The sequence below is a fragment of the Moorena sp. SIO3A2 genome (assembly GCF_010672265.1).
Taxonomy (GTDB): Bacteria; Cyanobacteriota; Cyanobacteriia; order Cyanobacteriales; family Coleofasciculaceae; genus Moorena; species Moorena producens.
The window spans coordinates 653,801-671,012 of sequence record NZ_JAAHHC010000001.1 but is presented as its reverse complement, the minus strand read 5'-3'; the positions used below and the strand labels follow the sequence as shown (position 1 = coordinate 671,012).

The 17,212-nt window shown below is 41.9% G+C and carries 14 protein-coding genes; 7 read left to right on the top strand and 7 right to left on the bottom strand.

The genetic code is table 11. The features are described from left to right. Nucleotides 1-19: 19 nt before the first annotated feature. Entirely contained in the window at nt 20-814 is a 795-nt protein-coding gene (locus tag F6K64_RS02915) for a sulfotransferase domain-containing protein (protein ID WP_008181871.1), read from the top strand. 195 nt (nt 815-1,009) lie between these two features. Here F6K64_RS02915 and F6K64_RS02910 read toward each other — a convergent pair whose 3' ends face one another. Beyond that, on the bottom strand, nt 1,010-2,866 hold the full coding sequence (locus F6K64_RS02910) for a glycosyltransferase family 2 protein (protein WP_008181870.1): 1,857 nt from the start codon (nt 2,864-2,866) through the stop codon (nt 1,010-1,012). Nucleotides 2,867-3,249: 383 nt separating this feature from the next. Between F6K64_RS02910 and F6K64_RS02905 the strand changes: the two genes are divergently transcribed. The 4 genes from F6K64_RS02905 (at nt 3,250) to F6K64_RS02890 (ending at nt 6,681) form a co-directional block, all read left to right on the top strand. Beyond that, a complete protein-coding gene (locus F6K64_RS02905; RefSeq protein ID WP_161603145.1) occupies nt 3,250-5,307 on the top strand; it encodes a tetratricopeptide repeat protein in 2,058 nt (685 codons plus the stop codon). A 37-nt stretch (nt 5,308-5,344) separates the two neighbouring features. Beyond that, on the top strand, nt 5,345-5,539 hold the full coding sequence (locus tag F6K64_RS02900; RefSeq protein WP_287264792.1) for a hypothetical protein: 195 nt from the start codon (nt 5,345-5,347) through the stop codon (nt 5,537-5,539). Nucleotides 5,540-5,695: 156 nt separating this feature from the next. Next, entirely contained in the window at nt 5,696-5,836 is a 141-nt protein-coding gene (locus F6K64_RS02895) for a hypothetical protein (RefSeq protein ID WP_287264791.1), read from the top strand. 2 nt (nt 5,837-5,838) lie between these two features. After that, a complete protein-coding gene (locus tag F6K64_RS02890; RefSeq protein ID WP_008181867.1) occupies nt 5,839-6,681 on the top strand; it encodes a class I SAM-dependent methyltransferase in 843 nt (280 codons plus the stop codon). Here the strand turns inward: F6K64_RS02890 and F6K64_RS02885 are convergent. Then, complete coding sequence (locus F6K64_RS02885; RefSeq protein ID WP_287264790.1) at nt 6,659-6,898, bottom strand: hypothetical protein; 240 nt, start codon at nt 6,896-6,898, stop codon at nt 6,659-6,661. The two genes, F6K64_RS02890 and F6K64_RS02885, sit on opposite strands and share 23 nt — an antisense overlap. Nucleotides 6,899-7,214: 316 nt before the next feature. On the opposite strand from F6K64_RS02885, the gene F6K64_RS02880 reads away from it, so the two are divergent. Beyond that, on the top strand, nt 7,215-9,020 hold the full coding sequence (locus F6K64_RS02880; protein WP_287264789.1) for an FkbM family methyltransferase: 1,806 nt from the start codon (nt 7,215-7,217) through the stop codon (nt 9,018-9,020). 89 nt (nt 9,021-9,109) lie between these two features. Here the strand turns inward: F6K64_RS02880 and F6K64_RS02875 are convergent, their stop codons facing one another. The 5 genes from F6K64_RS02875 to F6K64_RS02855 form a co-directional block, all read right to left on the bottom strand. Then, nucleotides 9,110-10,213 carry a tetratricopeptide repeat protein gene (locus tag F6K64_RS02875; protein WP_287264788.1) on the bottom strand — a complete coding sequence of 368 codons (1,104 nt, stop codon included), beginning with the start codon at nt 10,211-10,213 and terminating at the stop codon, nt 9,110-9,112. A 425-nt stretch (nt 10,214-10,638) separates the two neighbouring features. After that, on the bottom strand, nt 10,639-10,872 hold the full coding sequence (locus F6K64_RS02870) for a hypothetical protein (protein WP_071986844.1): 234 nt from the start codon (nt 10,870-10,872) through the stop codon (nt 10,639-10,641). Nucleotides 10,873-11,391: 519 nt separating this feature from the next. Next, nucleotides 11,392-12,129, bottom strand: a complete 738-nt coding sequence (locus tag F6K64_RS02865) for a sulfotransferase family 2 domain-containing protein (RefSeq protein WP_287262876.1) — start codon at nt 12,127-12,129, stop codon at nt 11,392-11,394. A gap of 273 nt (nt 12,130-12,402) precedes the next feature. Further along, the gene (locus tag F6K64_RS02860) at nt 12,403-13,074 is read right to left on the bottom strand and encodes a sulfotransferase family 2 domain-containing protein (RefSeq protein ID WP_008181859.1); all 672 of its coding nucleotides are present in this window, start codon (nt 13,072-13,074) and stop codon (nt 12,403-12,405) included. Beyond that, nucleotides 13,071-15,962, bottom strand: a complete 2,892-nt coding sequence (locus F6K64_RS02855) for a glycosyltransferase (RefSeq protein ID WP_287264786.1) — start codon at nt 15,960-15,962, stop codon at nt 13,071-13,073. The genes F6K64_RS02860 and F6K64_RS02855 overlap by 4 nt, the downstream gene beginning before the upstream one ends. 1,060 nt (nt 15,963-17,022) lie before the next feature. Between F6K64_RS02855 and F6K64_RS02850 the strand changes: the two genes are divergently transcribed. Continuing rightward, complete coding sequence (locus F6K64_RS02850) at nt 17,023-17,205, top strand: hypothetical protein (RefSeq protein WP_287264784.1); 183 nt, start codon at nt 17,023-17,025, stop codon at nt 17,203-17,205. The last annotated feature ends 7 nt before the right edge of the window (nt 17,206-17,212 follow it).

The following is a 17,212-nucleotide window of genomic DNA, read 5'->3' as shown; positions in this document are numbered from 1 at the left end:
AAGAGTTTAAAGAGGTTTAATGGAAAAAATTATATATACACGAGACAATCAGAAAGTTTCTCTTGAGGTACCTCCCCCTGGTGATATTCCTAGTTTCTTCGTGTTCGCGCTCCACAAATCAGGGAGTGTGATGCAGGACAAAATTATTGAAGATATCGGTTTTACCTTAACTATACCACTGATTAGTGTTGCCAAGACTTCCTTTAATCAAGGGGTAGAAGAAAGTGCCTTTGGTAAGGAGATATGTGACCTTTTTGTCAAAACTGGATATGGCTTTTACGGCTCTCGATATCTCCCTGCCTATCTTAATCATTTCGATTTGAGTGGTTTCAAAAAAATCTTACTAATCCGGGATCCTAGGGATATTGTAGTATCCCATTATTTTTCCATGAAGAACAGTCATGTTATTCCCCCAGGTAAGGTAGGTGATGCCCTTTGGAAAAATCGCCAGCGACTACAAGATATGGATATAGACCAGTATGCGATTCAACAAGCACCTATATTTCGCAACATAATTCAAAAGTACAGCAAGATTGAAGATCAGTTATTCAAACTTTTTAGGTATGAAGATATCGTTTTCAATAAGCGTCAGTGGGTTGCGGATATTATCACGTTTTTAGAATTAGAGCTTGAGGATAGCAAAATAGAAGAAATAGCTAAGAAGCACGATATTTTTCCAACTAAAGAAAATCCCGCCTTACACATCCGTAAAGTCACCCCAGGAGATTATAAGGAAAAGTTAAAGCCCGCTACTATTGATAAGCTTAATGAATGTTTTAAAGCTATTTTTATCAAGTATGGATATGAGAATTAAGAATGTATAATTAAGAATGTAGAATGTAGAATGCAGAATGTAGAATCTAGAATTTAGAATTTAGAATTTAGAATTTAGAATTTAGAATTTAGAAAGCATAATTCCCGATTCCCGATTCCCGATTCCCGATTCCCGTTCCCCTCCTGGGAGGGGTTAGGGGTGGGTTCCGATTCCCGATTCCCGATTCCCTACTCCCTACTCAAAACGATAAGCTCTAGCTTTTAATTTTTGCATCCATCCCTTGACTGCTGGTTGCTTAAAGATACTATCAATCACCTCTTTCATATCTTCAGCAACTGGACTAGACTGTTCCGGAATAGTATTACTTTGCCCAAAATAGCTACAAGTTGCTTCTGGCAACCAGAGGGCTCGGCTTCCTCTCAAAAATACTAAATTTAATACTATTTCTACCATCGCAGCCTCTTGATTTAATTCCGTATTGAAGCCCCCTACTAGGTCTAAACGACTGCGACGAAACATAATATTACTTTGACGCAACGGTTGCCACAGTTTCTCTAACTTCCAGATGTGTAAGTCTTCTAAATCTGGTAAGTCTTGCCATGGCGTGACCTCGGTGATCTTGTCTCCCTCAACCAGTTGCCACCCACTCAATAGTAAATCCAGGGTAGAGGATTCCCGATCAAATGCTGCTACTTGTTTCTCTAGGGCATCTGGTAGTAAAACACTGTCACTATCGAGAAAGGTTACAAATTCTCCTTGGGCCATCTCAAGACCGCGATCGCACAACGCCCCCCATTTGCGATTGGCCGTTGGCCACGCTACGCGAACGCATCCCCCATCCCATCCCGCTAGATAACCCTCTTTAATAACAATTCCCCCCTTATTAAGGTTCCTACTTCCTGTTCCCCCCTTATTAAGGTTCCTACTTCCTGTTCCCCCCTTATTAAGGGGGGTTAGGGGGGATCCCTGCCTGCTCCCTGTTCCCTGTTCCCTGTTCCCTGTTCCCTGCTCCCTACTCCCTACTCCCTGATTAACCGCTCTATCCACCACAATAATTTCATAGTCGGAATAGTTTTGAGCCACCACACTCTCCAATGCTCGGTTAACTAACGCGCTAGTACTATTAACAACAGGACTTACGCGGTTAAGTTGATTTCGCCCCCCTAGCCCCCCAATTCTGGGGGGAATGATCTCAAAGTCCCCCAAATTTGGGAGATCCAAATTTGGGGGATTTAGGGGGCAAATGCGTAAGTCCTGGACAATAATAATCACACTAACTCGTGGTGAATCCTGATCATGCCAGGGTTTTAGCTGCCAGGTGCTGTCAGCAATCGTTCCTTGTGCTTGCACATTGCCAATGGTTTTATTCTGTTGCGCTTCTTTGCCCATATGGGCCTCATTTTTGCCCCCCATCAGATGAGCGTAGGTATGATTTTGATGCACTGCCATCACCACTTCGCTGGCATCGACTATGGGGTAGCCCCTCATAGCAGCAGTAGTTACCATCCAGGTATCCCAATATCCCCGTCCTACCGCAAACTTAGGGATACTACGAAATAAATATTTAGGAAAGATAAAGTAATCCTTGGCATCATGAGCACCTAAACAACCGGTCTGATAGACCTGTTGACTCAGGGTGTCTTCCCAGGTGGGAGACTGAAATTCTATGGGATTGGACAAGTCAAGATTCCAGCGTCGTCCAATGATTAAAAATGTGTTTAGCTGTTGGCAGACCTGTTCAATGGCTTGGGTAAAATCCTTCAGTAAAATAATATCAGCATTGATGTAAGTGATGATATCGTAAGTTGCTTGCTCCTGGACTTGGGCAAACACACTATCCAGTAGAGGAGTACCATAGCTATTGCACTCGATATCAGGAACATGATTAACTCCTAACTCTTCAGCAATGGAGGCTGTACCAATTTCATCACCAAATAAAATGATTTCTGGCTTAGGTTTGAGCAAAGTCCAGCTGGTAATGGCGTTGTGCTGGATGATACCAATCATACCTATAAAAGGCTTAGGCACCGTGAAAATGCTGATGCCTAGGGTTGGTTGAATCTCTGGCTTGATATACAACAGTTGGGCCATTGTGCTGATTGCTAATCGTTGATATTGATGGTATTGTTATAGAGTTTGTAGATGAGTTGTAAACACACTTCTTGCCGAAAAAGCCATGGATCCAAGAGCCAAAAGGCAAGAGGGTAAAGAGAACCTCAGTTTTATTGTCCAAGAAAAAAAGACCTTAAAGGTTTACATCTCCAATACAAACGCTATTTTAGATAAGAAAATCGAATTGATTAGCTATAATCTTATAGCTATAATATTATAGCTATAAGATAGTCTTGGTGGAATCATTAAGATACCACAATCAATTCGATTAAAAACTGCTAGCTCGAATACAAGTTTTTAACAATCGTTAAATAACAGTATTAAGAAACAGTATTAGAATGCGCTCCCAAATAGAACTAGCTATGGTTGAAACTTCTGTAAGTATTGCAAATCAATTGAGACAGCAAGGACAACAGAGTGAAGCAATTGCAGCATACCAGGAAGCAATTGAGTTACAGCCAGATAATCCAGGAATTTATCACCTTTTGGGACAATCTCAGGCTCAGCAGGGGGATTTAGAAGGTGCAATCGCAAGCTACCAAAAATCAATTGCCCTCAATCCCCAACAGTCGTTTTGGGTCTACAAACATCTCGGGGATGCTCTGAGGGCCCAAGGAAAACTGGATCAGGCGATGGTGGCTTACCAGGACGGGATGCAGTTCGAGCCAGACCATCCGGATTTCTATCACAATTTAGGACAAGCTCAAGCACTACAGGGAAATTTAGAAGACGCGATCGCATCCTACCAAAATGCGATCGCACTCAATCCTAGCCATCCGTTTTGGATCTACAAAAATCTCGGGGATGCTCTGAGGCAAACCAATCGAGTTGATGAAGCAGTTTGCGCTTACCAGGAAGCAAGTCAGTGTGACCCAGAAAATGGGAAAGTAGTATATCCTAACTTGGCACAATGTCAGCAGCAACAGGGAAATTTAGACGATGCCATCGCCTCTTACCAAAATGCGATCGCACTAAATCAAGACCAGCCAGCTTGGGTTTACCAAAATCTCGGGGATAGTCTGAGCTTGCAAACTCGATGGTATGAGGCCATTACCGCTTACCGTAGCGCTATAGCCATTAACCCCAGCATAAATCGGGTTAAAGAGAGCTTAGCGGATGCTCTGCGAGAAACCAAACAATTGGAGCAAGCGATCGCAGCCTATCGCGATGGTATTGAAACCAATCCCGACCGCTTTGAGTCTCACCATTGGCTAGGGGATTTATATCGAGAAAACAAGAATTGGGAGCAAGCCGCAGCAGCTTACCAATCCGCCATAGCACTCAATTCCTACAATGCTTGGACTCACCATAATTTAGGCTTAGCCTTAGCCCAACAAGGGAAGCTAGAAGAAGCCGTAGCTGCTTATCAAGAAGCCATAGCCCTATCCCCTAACCAGTTCTTTGAGTTTTACCACAAATTAGGGGAGGCTCTCACCCAACTCCAGCATTGGCAGGAAGCAGTTACCGCTTATGGTCGTGCCATTGACCTCAGCCCAGAAAATCCTGAGTTATACTACCCCTTGCGCAAAGCATTGGAAGAATTGGGACAGTGGCAAGAACCAGATTATGAACCCCCATCACAAGACCCTTGGCTAGCCGCTCACCAATGGGCAGATAGTTTGCGAGAACAGGGAAAAATAGCGGAAGCGATCGCAGCCTATCGCTATGCTCTCGATATCAATCCCAACTGTTGTGAATCTTACCATTGGTTAGGGGATTTACTCTTAACACAACAGAATTGGCATGAAGCAGCAACAGCTTACCAGCGAGCCATAGAACTCAATCCTTATAATCCCTGGTCTCACCATAATTTAGGGCTAGCCTTAACCGAACACGGCAAATTAGACGAAGCAGTAGCTGCCTTAAACCAAGCCATAGCCCTATGCCCCAACCAGTACTTTGAATTTTACCAAAACTTAGGAAATGCCCTCAGCAAACTCCAGCGTTGGGATGAATCCCTTACCGCCTATGGCAGTGCTATTGAATTAAATCCAGGCCATCCTCAGTTACACAGTAGTTTAGGAAGTGTCTTGGTTCAATTGGGAAAGTCCGATCAAGCAGTAGCGTCCTACCGTCGCTCTATACAGTTAAAGCCAGATCACCCCGAGATACACGAAAAATTAGGAAATGTGCTTCGAGAAAGAGTCCAGGTAGATTTAGATCAAGCAATCAGCTGTTATCGTCGAGCCATTAGGACTAATCCAGATAATCTCGATAATTATCACAAAGCATTAGGGATACAATCCAACGATCCTGAACTGTATCTACAGTTAGGCAATACATTAGTCAAACAAAATCAGTTAGACCAAGCCATCATTTTCTACCAAATCGCCCTCCAGATCCAACCCGAAAATTATGAAGTAAAGGCTCAGTTGACCAGGGTTTTGGAAAAACAAGGCAAGCTAGGGAGTAGGGAATAGGGAATAGGGAACAGGCAAGAGGCAAGAGGCAAGAGGCATGCATGGCTATTGGCAAGAGGCAAGAGGCAAGAGGCAAAAGGCAAGAGGCAACCTTCAAGCTACCCTTCACCGAACGCCAAAGGCGAACAACTTTCAACCTTCTAACCTTCAACCTTCTAACCTTCAACCTTCTAACCTTCAACCTACCCTACACCGAATCGCCTACGGGAAAGCCAAAGGCGAACAACCTTGATATAGATTTTTCGTAGGGTGGGTTAGGCGCGGCCAGGATTTTGAAGGATTATCAATCAGTTTTTATCCGCGCCGTAACCCACCGTCTTCAAATTGATAACTGACTACTGACTAGTGTAATTATAGCGTTTCTGATACTTATAAGGTACAGTCAATTTTGTTACCCCGACTCCCGACTCCCGACTCCCGACTCCCGACTCCCGACTCCCGACTCCCGACTCCCGACTCCCGACTCCCGACTCCCGACTCCCGACTCCCCAAGACAAAACTACCTCACCAAATTGATAACTGCTATTAAAAATGAAAACTGAAAAATCCTATAAAGGCACATTCCTATATTTCGATTATCCCATAAATCAAAAATCGAGATATGGGCATGGTAAGCCTCCTCATCCCAAGCTGTATGAAATAATTAATCGAGGTAGAGACACTTACAAAACTTATCTCAATAGCTTTTTGCAATACCAGGAAAATCTGCTGAAATTCGCCAATAAAGCCATAAAAGAGCAATCCCCAGAGCCATCATTATTCAATCCCTGGCTCCCTGGTCTTGATGCCGTCTCCCTTTATAGTATTATACGCTTGAATAAGCCTAAACTCTATTTTGAAGTTGGGTCAGGAAACTCTACAAAATTCGCTAGGCGAGCGATTAAGGATGGTGGGCTAAACACTAAGATTATATCTATCGATCCTCAGCCGAGAGCAGAAGTTGATTTAATCTGTGATGAAGTGATTCGAAAGCCCGTAGAAACTGTCGATATTGCTATTTTTGATCAACTGGAATCTGGGGATATATTATTTGTAGATAATTCCCATCGAATATTTATGAATTCCGATGCTACAGTAATATTTTTAGATATTTTTTACAAGTTGAAGCCTGGGGTTATTGTAGTATTTCATAATATATTTTTACCCTATGATTATCCTCAAAAATGGGAAAAGCGTCATTATTCTGAACAGTATGTATTAGCCGCCTACCTCTTGGCAGAAGGTAGTAAATTTGATATTATTTTGCCAAACGCTTTCATCGGGTACGATCCATACTTAAAAGCCATAATGTCATCCCTTTGGCAATCCCCGGAAATGACTGGTGTTAATAAAGGAGGCGCTTCCTTTTGGCTTAAAATGAGAGAATTCTCTTGAGGATTATAGGGAATAGGGAATAGGGAATAGGGAAAAGTTTGAAGGCAAGAGGCAATAGGCAAGAGGAACCCACCCCTAACCCCTCCCAGGAGGGGAAGGCAATAGGCAATAGGCAAGAGGAACCCACCCCTAACCCCTCCCAGGAGGGGAAGGCAATAGGCAATAGGCAAGAGGAACCCACCCCTAACCCCTCCCAGGAGGGGAAGGCAATAGGCAATAGGCAATAGGCAAAATTTTTTTTGATAAAGTCTTAAATAATAAACTAGAATAATGGCATCTAGTTTTAATAAACTAAACTAAATAAACTAGACTAATTTATGACTCTTGCCTTTTGCCTTTTGCCTATACTTTAGGTATTAATTTATCATAACGACTCTAGAAAAGCCCAGGATTTTTTCCCGACTCCCGACTCCCGACTCCCTACTCCCTACTCCCGACTCCCGACTCCCGACTCCCGACTCCCTACTCCCTACTCCCTACTCCCTACTCCCTACTCCCTGCTCCCTATTCCCTGTTCCCTTTAAAACTTAACTATGGCAATCAAATTTTGGAATGGTATTGCATTAATTGAAAATGACACCTATAGGACTCAATTAATACCAAAAGTAGGACGCTTAGATCACGATCAATCACTGTTGAGGGGGATTTTACCTCATATACCAAGGGGTGGTGTTGCCATAGATGTTGGTGCCAACATTGGCGATCACACCATTGCTTACCTGAATAAAGTTGGGATAACTGGTCGAGTGTTAGCATTTGAACCCCTGCCAGAAGCTTATGAATGTCTCAAATTAAATGTACCAGGGGCAGAATCCTATAACTATGCCCTTTCAGACCAAGAAGAAACCCTGAATTTGGTGATTAGACCAAACACAGGAGAGAGTTTTTGCTCCTATTCCGATAACTCACAAACCATTCGAGCGGTTCCATTAGATTCCTTTGAGTTTACCCAGCTAGACTTGATCAAGTTTGATGTAGAAGGTTGGGAGTTAAAAGCCCTCAAAGGAGCTGAAGAGACGATATATCAACATCAACCTCGGATGGTGATTGAGATTAATGAGCAAGTATTTAAACGAACCCTCGGGAATCGACATCAGATTTACGATTTTCTGAGGCGACATGATTACGAGTTACAACCAATACAACCAAAGACCAGCCTCAACACTGAGAGAATTGATTTACTGGCAATACCAGAAAAGGCACAATACTTCTGCGGCTTTCAGCATAAATTAGGGGAAGCTTACACAGAAAATAGTCAGCTTGACCAAGCTATTATCGCTTACCGTCGTGGGATTGGGCTTAACCCCAAGATATCTTCGTCTCATCACAACTTGGGGGAAGTCTTGGAGAAACAAGGTCATCTCGAAGCTGCGATCGCATTTTACCGTAAAGCCATTGACCTCAACCCTGATCACCATCAGTATCATATCACCTTAGCCAAAGCCCTAGCCCGAAAAGCCATGGCAGCTGAAGCAGTAGCCGAGTATCGCTTAGGGATGTCCCTTAACCCTAACTTCCAGTGGTCAGAGGATAATTTTGGCGAGGCTTTATTAGAAGGTCTGTATAAACACCATAGTAAAAACCATAGTAAAGGTTTCCAGGAAAACCCTAGTCAAAAGAATGACTTGATGTCCTCAAGCCACGACTGTGGTGTAATTTATTTAGCGATTGGGGAAAAATTTAAACGAGAATTTCTTAATGCTTATAAATTTTTCAAGAAATCCAATCCTACCATCCCGATATCCCTATTTACCGATTGCGCCATTGGGGAGTTAGATGGCTGTACAGTCTATCCTTTAAAAAGAAACAAAAATCCTCATAAACTCAAAGCAGATATCTTGAAAATGAGTCCTTACGAAAAAACCTTATTTATGGATACAGATACCTTGGTAATTGGGGATATTTCCGATATTTTTGTGTTTCTTGATGACTGTTATTTATGTATAGCAAAAGAACCTAATGTTGACTATAGTAAACAACCCTATAAATTTATTGGCTATAAATCACATAAACACATTAATACAGGAGTATTCGCCTTAAAAAAATGCCAATTCATTACTAAAATGATTGATGGCTGGATTACTCTGATGTCAGAACAAGATGACTCAGATATGAGAGCAGGACATTTTGGTGACCAGTACTATTTCAACCAGTTATTACAATCGGGTTTCTTCGAGCAAGAAGGAGGCAAAGTAAAGGTCATAGACAACAATATTTACAATGTCAGACCTCAGGCTCTGCCTCACTTAATCAAAGATGGCTTGTTTAATCAAGCCAAGATAATTCATCTACGACTCTCTGCTTTTGTCCCATCATTAGTTTCTCTTAAAAAGAAATAGGGATTAGGGAATCGGGAGTAGGGAGTCGGGAGTGGGTAATAAAGCGATAGTAAGCATTAACGCTAGTTGGTATGCAACAATCGCTTTTTTCAGATTCTCTTGCCTATCACCACGGATTCTGTCATTATGGGCAGACCAAGGTTGTTTTGAGGGTTGCTTTGAGTCATTGCCCAAGCCATGGGAAAGTCTTGTGTGGTGCGAACGGACGAAGCTTGTTGGAATGCTTCAATAGCAAGTTCTAGATTTTTAGCCCTGTCCCCACGGATTCTGTCACTGTAGGCATTGCCCAGGTTAGTTTGAGTCTGTACCCACTCCATGGGGAAGTCTTCTTGGGTGTAAACTGACAAAGCTCGTTGGAATGCTTCAATGGCAAGTTCAAGATTCTCTGCCCTGTCCCCACGGATTCTGTCACTGTAGGCATTGCCCAGGTTAGTTTGAGTCTGTGCCCACTCAATGGGGAAGTCTGATTGAGTGTAAACTGACGAGGCTAGTTGGTATCGGGCAATAGCTTTTTCCAGATTCTCAGCCCTGTGGTCGTGGATTCTGTTTCTGTAGGCATCGCCTAGGTTGATTTGAGTCATTGCCCAATAGATAGGGAAATCTGATTTGGTGTAAACTGACAATGCTCGTTGGTATTGGGTAATGGCAATTTCAAGATTCTCAGCCCTGTCGCCACGGATTCTGTTTCTGTAGGCTTCCCCCAGGTTGGTTTGAATCGCTGCCCAACTTTCCCGCTTACTCTCACGGGTAAAGACCTTTAGCACCTGTTTGTAACCAGCAATGGCGATTTCGATGTTATTGGCTTTATTGCCTAGAGGAAACTGCTGGATCAGATTGCTAAATTCCCAAATAACTTTAGCGATGTATTCTGCTTGAGCTTCTGAAAATTTAGCACTTGCCCAGGTTTGCAGGATATCAATAAAGTTATCATCCAGTTTGTCTAGGTTGGCTCCCAACAGTGGGTAGACTACTTTGGGGTTGCTATCGCTGTTGTCAGTTGCCAGCAATACCTCTGTCAAGAATTGCAGATAGTCTTGGCATGAGGGATTAGCTGAGCTAGGGGTTTCTGAGATTCCCAGGATTTCTAACAGCTCACTCCTCAGACCCAGTAAAACCTCAGCACGGTTTTGCTTGCCCTCTGCTCTCAGTTGTTCTGCTACTTGTGCCATTACCTGCAATAACTCTGCATCCACTAACTCACGGTTGCTCTCAAGAATTTTGAATTCTTCACCGCTGGGACTCCCTAATCCCTACGGTGCGCGTTCCCTAAAACCCGGAACGAAAGTAACTTACCAAATTAATAATTACCTTAACTATAGCAATAAAAAAAATCGGTCAAGTTTTGGTTAACCCCAATCCTTGACCGAATTCTATTGTGTAAACGTCAACAATTACAGCTTAACTGAACTCAAATCTGAATAACTACTGATCAACTAATACATTCGTCAGTGGTCAGTGGTCAGTGGTCAGTGGTCAGTGGTCAGTGGTCAGCCATTGGCCTTGGCCGTTGGCCACGCTACGCGAATGGTTGATAGCTGATACGCGACACGCTGATAGCTTAAAAATAACCTCCACAATTCCTGGTCGCCAGGGCGTCAAACCCTGGCAAAACCCTATCCTAGTCTACGTAGAAATATCGAATCAAGGTGGTCATAACCTCACCAGGGTTTTCGGTAGGTTCGGGAGTGCTCCACTCGTCGGGATAGGCGTATTTAAGAGCATAAATGGCATAAATAGTATGCCGAACTTGTTCAGGAGAACCGATCAAGATGTGCTTGACTTTCTTAGGTTTCCGACCAGGGTTTTCAGGGTTCTGATTTTCATCGGAGTTAGGCGGAAGATTTTTCGTCATGACCAGTTATTCATTAATTTTGCTGACATTATTAATATATCAATAAATTAATAAAGTTGTCAAGGGGTTTAGATTTTTTTTTATTACGAAATATTGAGATAATGGAGACCGTGGCTAGGTTGATAATTGTGGATAGTTTTGGAATATAAAATCGTTTTTATTCGTGTATATTTTTGATAAAATTAATCCTAGATAAAATGAATCGTAGGGTGGGCAGTGCTTACGAGCAATTACAAAGCTTAGAGTAGCTTTTATAGGCACTGCCCACCGACAGGAACGTAATTAAAAGAATCCTCAGGTGGGCAGTGCATAATACCAATTTAAAAGCTGAAAATCTCGAAGGTAAGCACTGCCCACCCTACTCCCTATCTAGATAATGCGATCGCGCTGCTGATCAATCCAAACCAGAACAGCAATTACAGCATCTGGTACAAAACATCGAAGATGGTGGGTTACGGTGCGGATACAAATTGATTGGTAATCCCTCAAAATCCTGGCCGCCCCTAACCCACCCTACGCCTACGCCATCCCAAACTTATAATTTCCATACTTAATGTCATACCAAAATAAATTAGCAACTCTATCTATAGACTCCTGATTATAATAATTAGTGTAATCATCCCGTTTGTGTTGCTCTATCTTAGGACAATTCAGCTTTAGTCCTAGCATAGACTCCAAGAAAGTTAAGTCTGATTCTAGATTTTCAAAACGGATAACATAATCCACAAGAAACGTGTTATCATCATCTAGTGCCGAGTAAGACAGTGAGTAAGCAGACAAATCAGTTAAATGCTTCCCTGCCTTGATGTCCCATGATTTTCCCTTAGTGATCCACTCTGTAAATGGCATTTTTTTGTTGGGATTATACTGTTGTTTCTCCCAAAAGTAGAAGCCATTTTGATCAGGATTTCCAAAGGAGTATACAGAGACCAGCATATCCCAGGGATTTCTAACAGAAGTGAATTTGAAGTAGCTATTCCAGTCCCAACCCATGCGTTTAAAATACTGTTTCAAGATAGATGCTGGCACATGGGGATGGTTGTGTCGTCCTTTATCTGTACTAACACTATCACTGTAAGGATCTAGTGCTTGTCTAATCATAGTATCACCAGACCTAGGCTTGCCAATGAATAGGAATTTATGCTTGTGTGATAGTCTCATTTTATAGCAGTTATTAATTTCAGGTAAAAAGTTCTGGGTTTTAGGGAGTAGGGAGTAGGGAGTAGGGAGTAGGGATAAGCATTCAGCATTCAGCATTCAGCAGTCAGCGGTCAGCCTATTTTATTCAAAAGCACCTCAAGTAGCGTGGCCGTAGGCCAATGGCTGATAGCTGAATGCTTACGAGTAGGGAGTAGGGGTAATAAAATTGACTTTATCTCATAAGTCTGAACAACGCTATAAATTGGATATTATTCAGTTATAAAACAAACCGTCAAACCCTATACCCCTGTTGGTTATCCCCCTATTACCTATTACCTATTACCTATTACCTATTACCTATTACCTATTACCTATTACCTATTACCTAGTTTAAAAAGAATACTTTCCGTAATTGATATCATACTCAAACAGCTTCGAGACTATTGCTTTGGACTCACTATCATAATACTGACTATAGTGGTCGTGCTTGCTGGTATTTATCTTCAAAGAATCTAGCTGTAGTCCTAGCTTTGACGAAACAAAATCTAAGTCTTCCTCTAAGTGTTCAACACGGATAACATAATCCACTAGGAAATTATTCTGATCATCAAAAACATAGTAAGGAAGGGTATAGGTAGACAAATCATCAAGATATATTTGCTGCTTCAAGTCCCAGGATTTTCCTGTCTTAATCCACTGCTTGAATGGCATCCTGGTGTTTGGGTTATAGGGGTATTTTTCGATAATGTCTTCGGATACACGGATTGCTCTTGCTGTTTCCCACCAATAAATACCTCGGTGATCTGGCTTGGCATAGAAGTACAGAGAAACCAGCATATCCCAAGGGTTTCGGATACTGATAAACTTGAAGTAGCTGTTCCAGTTCCAACCCATACGGTCAAAATGCTGCTTTAACACAGATGCTGGCACATGGTGATGGTAATGTCGCTTCTTATCCGTACTGGAAATATCGGTGTAAGGATCCAATGCCTTGCGAATACTAGTACTAGCACACTTAGGTTTGCTGAGGAATACAAACTTATGCTTGTGGGATATTCTCATGATAACTGTTTATAGATTTCCGATTTAACAATGGATTTTAAAAAATAATTGCTGGTCAGCTTTTCTTTAATCGGGTGCTGCTTCAGGTAGTGGTGGGTTTCCTCAATTAAAGCAAAATCATCAGCTTTGGCCGCTGCTTCTTGTCTAGACTGGAAGTAAAGGGGATAGTCTTGGCCCAAATACTCTTTTACAGCTGGCAGCGGATTGACTAAAACCGGGGTATTTCTGACGATGCACTCAATGATCGCGTTATTGGCACTGGTGTCATACAACTCCAAATAAGCAATATTCTTTGACAAGACTTCATCATACTCATCATTGGGCAAATAATCAACTATCTGCACATAACTGTAATTGGGCTGTAAATTAAATACTTGTTTTTCAGTGTGTAACATCTCCCCGGAATAGGGTTTACGTAACACCATCTTTTTGTAGTTTTTTACCGGTAAATAGTAGATAGAGTGCATCTTCCGCAACCAAATCCCAATTTGGATAATAGTTGGCTCAGGATTTGACAAAAACTTATCCATCGAAAAGATAACATCTGGGGTTTCCGTAGGATGGATAACGCTAACAATTGGCACATCTAGCTGCTTTTGGAGCCATCGACGAGAGTCTTCAGACAAACAAAATAGACCTTGACAATACTTAATACTTTCTTGCCACAACTGACTTGCAAATATTGCCTGAGGTGACAGGTGTTCTTGAAACCATTTAGGGACATAGGGAGGGCAATGGATGAATCCAATCCAAGGCTCTGTATAAGCAGTTGGGGTGTTGTTACAATCTCCAGGATCCGAACCCCAGGCGAATTTCTTTTCTATGAAGCCATCCACCAAGATTCCAGCATCATTGTGTAAGGCTTTCAAGCTATTCATCGCATAAGACCATCCAGAGCGATGCTCCCCGTAATGATACTGTAAAGCAGAAGCAAGATCGAGTTTTTTCGGATAATCCCCAGAGTCTTCAAACCCTGAATCCTGCTCTTCAGTTTCGGAGACATCAAGGCTTCCGTTACCATTGGATTCCTCAGTTAGCGGTACATAATACTCCTGTAGAATTTTTTTCTCAAAATCAACCGTTGACTCAAACCGCCTGTTATAGGATTGAGGGTCTTCTAGGTAAATTCCTAAAGGTTCCCTCAATAGCATGAATTTAGAACCATTGGTTGAACAACGTAACCAAAATTCCCAATCAGCACTCGCGCCATACTCAATTTCATCGAAATAGCCATTTTTTTCATGGACACTCTTCCGCCATACCGGCATACAATGGGGAAGATTTTGGGAGCCGATCTTACCTTTTTCCTCCCCTTCAGCCCACCACTTTTCTTGAAAAAAGTCTTCAGTTCCAAAATACTCCGGAAATCCCACATACCAGACTGCATGAGCGGTATTATTATCCCAGGTTTCATTGGGTTGCATCGTAACTTTCAGAGGAGCGCAAACCACGTCCACATCAGGATGCTCATCCAAGGCTCTCATATGTTCTTCGATATGTCTGGGCGCTCTGCGGTCATCGAGATTAGCGTTTGTAATATAGTGACCACGGGCTAATCTAATGCTCATGTTCCAAACTTCATAAAGCCCTGGGTCTTCATCCAATTTTATATAGATAATATTCTGATACCTGGTCATATACTTTTTAATCACAGGCTCTTCATTTCCAGGAGAATTGGGATTAACCAATATTAATTCACATTCAGCAAAAACAGTCTGCTGGGTAATATCCTTAAGGAAGGGTTCAATATACTTATCCCCTTTAAATACTGATGTGATTATCGATACTTTTGGTTGCCATTGATAGGTACTAAATGGTCGATTAAGCAGAGTAGATCGTATTAGATATTGCCATTCCGTTAGGTTACTGAATGCATAAGAATTGAATGGAGAATTATGAGCAGCTGAAAATGTAGTAAATTGCTCTATCCAATCAGAAATTGTTTCTGTTGGTTGGTAAGGGGTAATGGTTAGGGAGTTTTTTAACTGCTCAGCCATAGTGGTAAAATTACCAGCATGATAAGAGCTCCATGCTAACCAAACTAAGGAATTATAATCGTGATTTTTAGTATTGGTATGGCTATAGACTGGATTCTGAGCATCAGGTAATCGGGGTTTGTAGATAATCGGTTGCTTACTGTTTTGATAAATTGTCAAAAATTGGTTAACGATATAATTATCCATGTGACCAATTAGGTCATAATCTACTTTATTTATATCAGCTTTTTTCTGATAGGATTTATAGCGAGCTGGGGCAAATATTTTTGTAAATTTAAGGGCAGATTTTTGCCAGATTTCGTAGCTATAGTTGGTAGAGTGCTTGACATGATAAGCAACGGGAGAGACTAAGTCTTTTATGGTTAACCCCTGTTGCCAAGCAATCACTGGTACCCAGAAATCCCAAAAGGGAATACCAAGGCAAAAGTCAGAGGATGGAAATTTTTCCAGCAGTTCTTTTTCAAAAAAGAACACATCAACCCCAACATCGTAAATCTCACCGTTGATTGATTCAGCAGTATCAATATCGACTCGTGAAGCGAGCAGAATAGAGTCTTGAGTCTGCTCTCGAATAAATTCTGTAAAATCTTGATCAGCTTTTAAGATAATATCTGCGTTAACAATTCCACAGATTTTGCTACCGTACTCACGCAAATAGGATAAGAGGTCATCAATGTAAACATAAGGCTTACCATAATGCTCTCGTCCATCTCGAAATACTCTGTGAAATTTAATGTCTTGATATAAAGGCTGGAGTTTCTCAATCTCTTCTATAATATTTAAAGAAACAACCTCAAATCCTAGAGTAAGCCAGCTATTAATAGCGGCTTGTTGCTTCTTAACATTTCCTGGTGCAATACTGGTTACGATGACAAGGGTTTCAGTTGTCATTAGTCATTGGTCCTTGAGAATAGGGAGTAGGGAGTAGGGAGTAGGGAGTAGGGAGTAGGTAAAAAATTCTGTGTACCTCATGACTCGTAAAATTGCTATATATCGATGCTTATCGGACTTAATAGTATTTTTCTGTTGATAGTAAACCGAGTAACCACAGAAAAATTTAAATTTTCTATAAAGTTATCGACAATTTTATATTAAGTTTTCTGAAAAGCAACGTAAGCATTCAGCTGTCAGCCGTGAGCCTTTGGCTCACGCTACGCGAACAGCTGTCAGCTTATTTTATTTAAACCTAAGACCCCACACCCCTCACCCCAAAGGGTCTATCCCATCACCCCTGACCAAAACATAGTTTGACTTATTTGTCAATCTGTAAACTCTGATATAGCGTTTATATTTGAGTTGTGAACATAGGATTGATGGGAAAAGGGACTTCGGAGCAGGCTCTTATGAGCAGTAGGAAAGAGTTTGGAGGATTTTTTGGTGTGCTTAAAAATCCGTAAGATTGTTCATGACCTATTTATAAACGCTATACAAACTTCTCCCTTTCGCCCTGTTGGGATTGCCTGTGGATCTCAAGCCTAGCCAAGGATAGACACCAAACGCTCCATGCCATCGCTCTTCACCAACACATGTTTTGAACTGTTTGTCAATTGTAAATTCTGATACAAATTTCTAGGACGATAAGGAATTTTCGTTCTCGGTAAAAAAATCTTGACTACCTAAAAATCTGTAGTATATTTAATTTTGTAAGCCTAAATAAGGGTTACATTACACCCGACAGCAGTTTTTTTTAACAGGCTGCTATGGGTTCGAGATGCTAGTTATTTGTCAATTTTTGGAGTTAATGATCATGAAAAGTCTTTTGAAGACAGATTTTCAGAGGATCTTTCAATAGTGATCGCAACTCAAGAGGTCTGATAATGCCTAATTTCCCTATCCTTGGTTGAGCAATTTGTCTGACAATCCTGGTGGCGCTACACTCATGGCTTTTGTTTCCCATCAGTGAGGATGCAGATTGGCCGTCTGGCGTCACCCTTGAGCAGGGGCGTCACCCTTGAGGAGGGGCGTCACCCTTGAGGAGGAAGTAGCCCCATGCTCGGTATCATGCCTAGAGCCAAGCCCTCCGACGGCAGCTCCCCAAGTGCTGCCCATCCAGGTGAAGACAGCAGCCCAGGAAAAGGATTCTGGCAGTAAACACCCTCTGGTGGATCAAGACACTCTCAATGTCACGAAATAAAAGTACA

What these genes read in the sequence shown, in the direction of transcription:
- F6K64_RS02915 (WP_008181871.1), top strand. Translation starts at nt 20, where the DNA reads ATGGAAAAAATTATATATACACGAGACAATCAGAAAGTTTCTCTTGAG.
- F6K64_RS02910 (WP_008181870.1), bottom strand. Translation starts at nt 2,866, where the DNA reads ATGGCCCAACTGTTGTATATCAAGCCAGAGATTCAACCAACCCTAGGC.
- F6K64_RS02905 (WP_161603145.1), top strand. Translation starts at nt 3,250, where the DNA reads ATGGTTGAAACTTCTGTAAGTATTGCAAATCAATTGAGACAGCAAGGA.
- F6K64_RS02900 (WP_287264792.1), top strand. Translation starts at nt 5,345, where the DNA reads ATGCATGGCTATTGGCAAGAGGCAAGAGGCAAGAGGCAAAAGGCAAGA.
- F6K64_RS02890 (WP_008181867.1), top strand. Translation starts at nt 5,839, where the DNA reads ATGAAAACTGAAAAATCCTATAAAGGCACATTCCTATATTTCGATTAT.
- F6K64_RS02880 (WP_287264789.1), top strand. Translation starts at nt 7,215, where the DNA reads ATGGCAATCAAATTTTGGAATGGTATTGCATTAATTGAAAATGACACC.
- F6K64_RS02870 (WP_071986844.1), bottom strand. Translation starts at nt 10,872, where the DNA reads ATGACGAAAAATCTTCCGCCTAACTCCGATGAAAATCAGAACCCTGAA.
- F6K64_RS02865 (WP_287262876.1), bottom strand. Translation starts at nt 12,129, where the DNA reads ATGCTGAATGCTGAATGCTTATCCCTACTCCCTACTCCCTACTCCCTA.
- F6K64_RS02860 (WP_008181859.1), bottom strand. Translation starts at nt 13,074, where the DNA reads ATGAGAATATCCCACAAGCATAAGTTTGTATTCCTCAGCAAACCTAAG.
- F6K64_RS02855 (WP_287264786.1), bottom strand. Translation starts at nt 15,962, where the DNA reads ATGACAACTGAAACCCTTGTCATCGTAACCAGTATTGCACCAGGAAAT.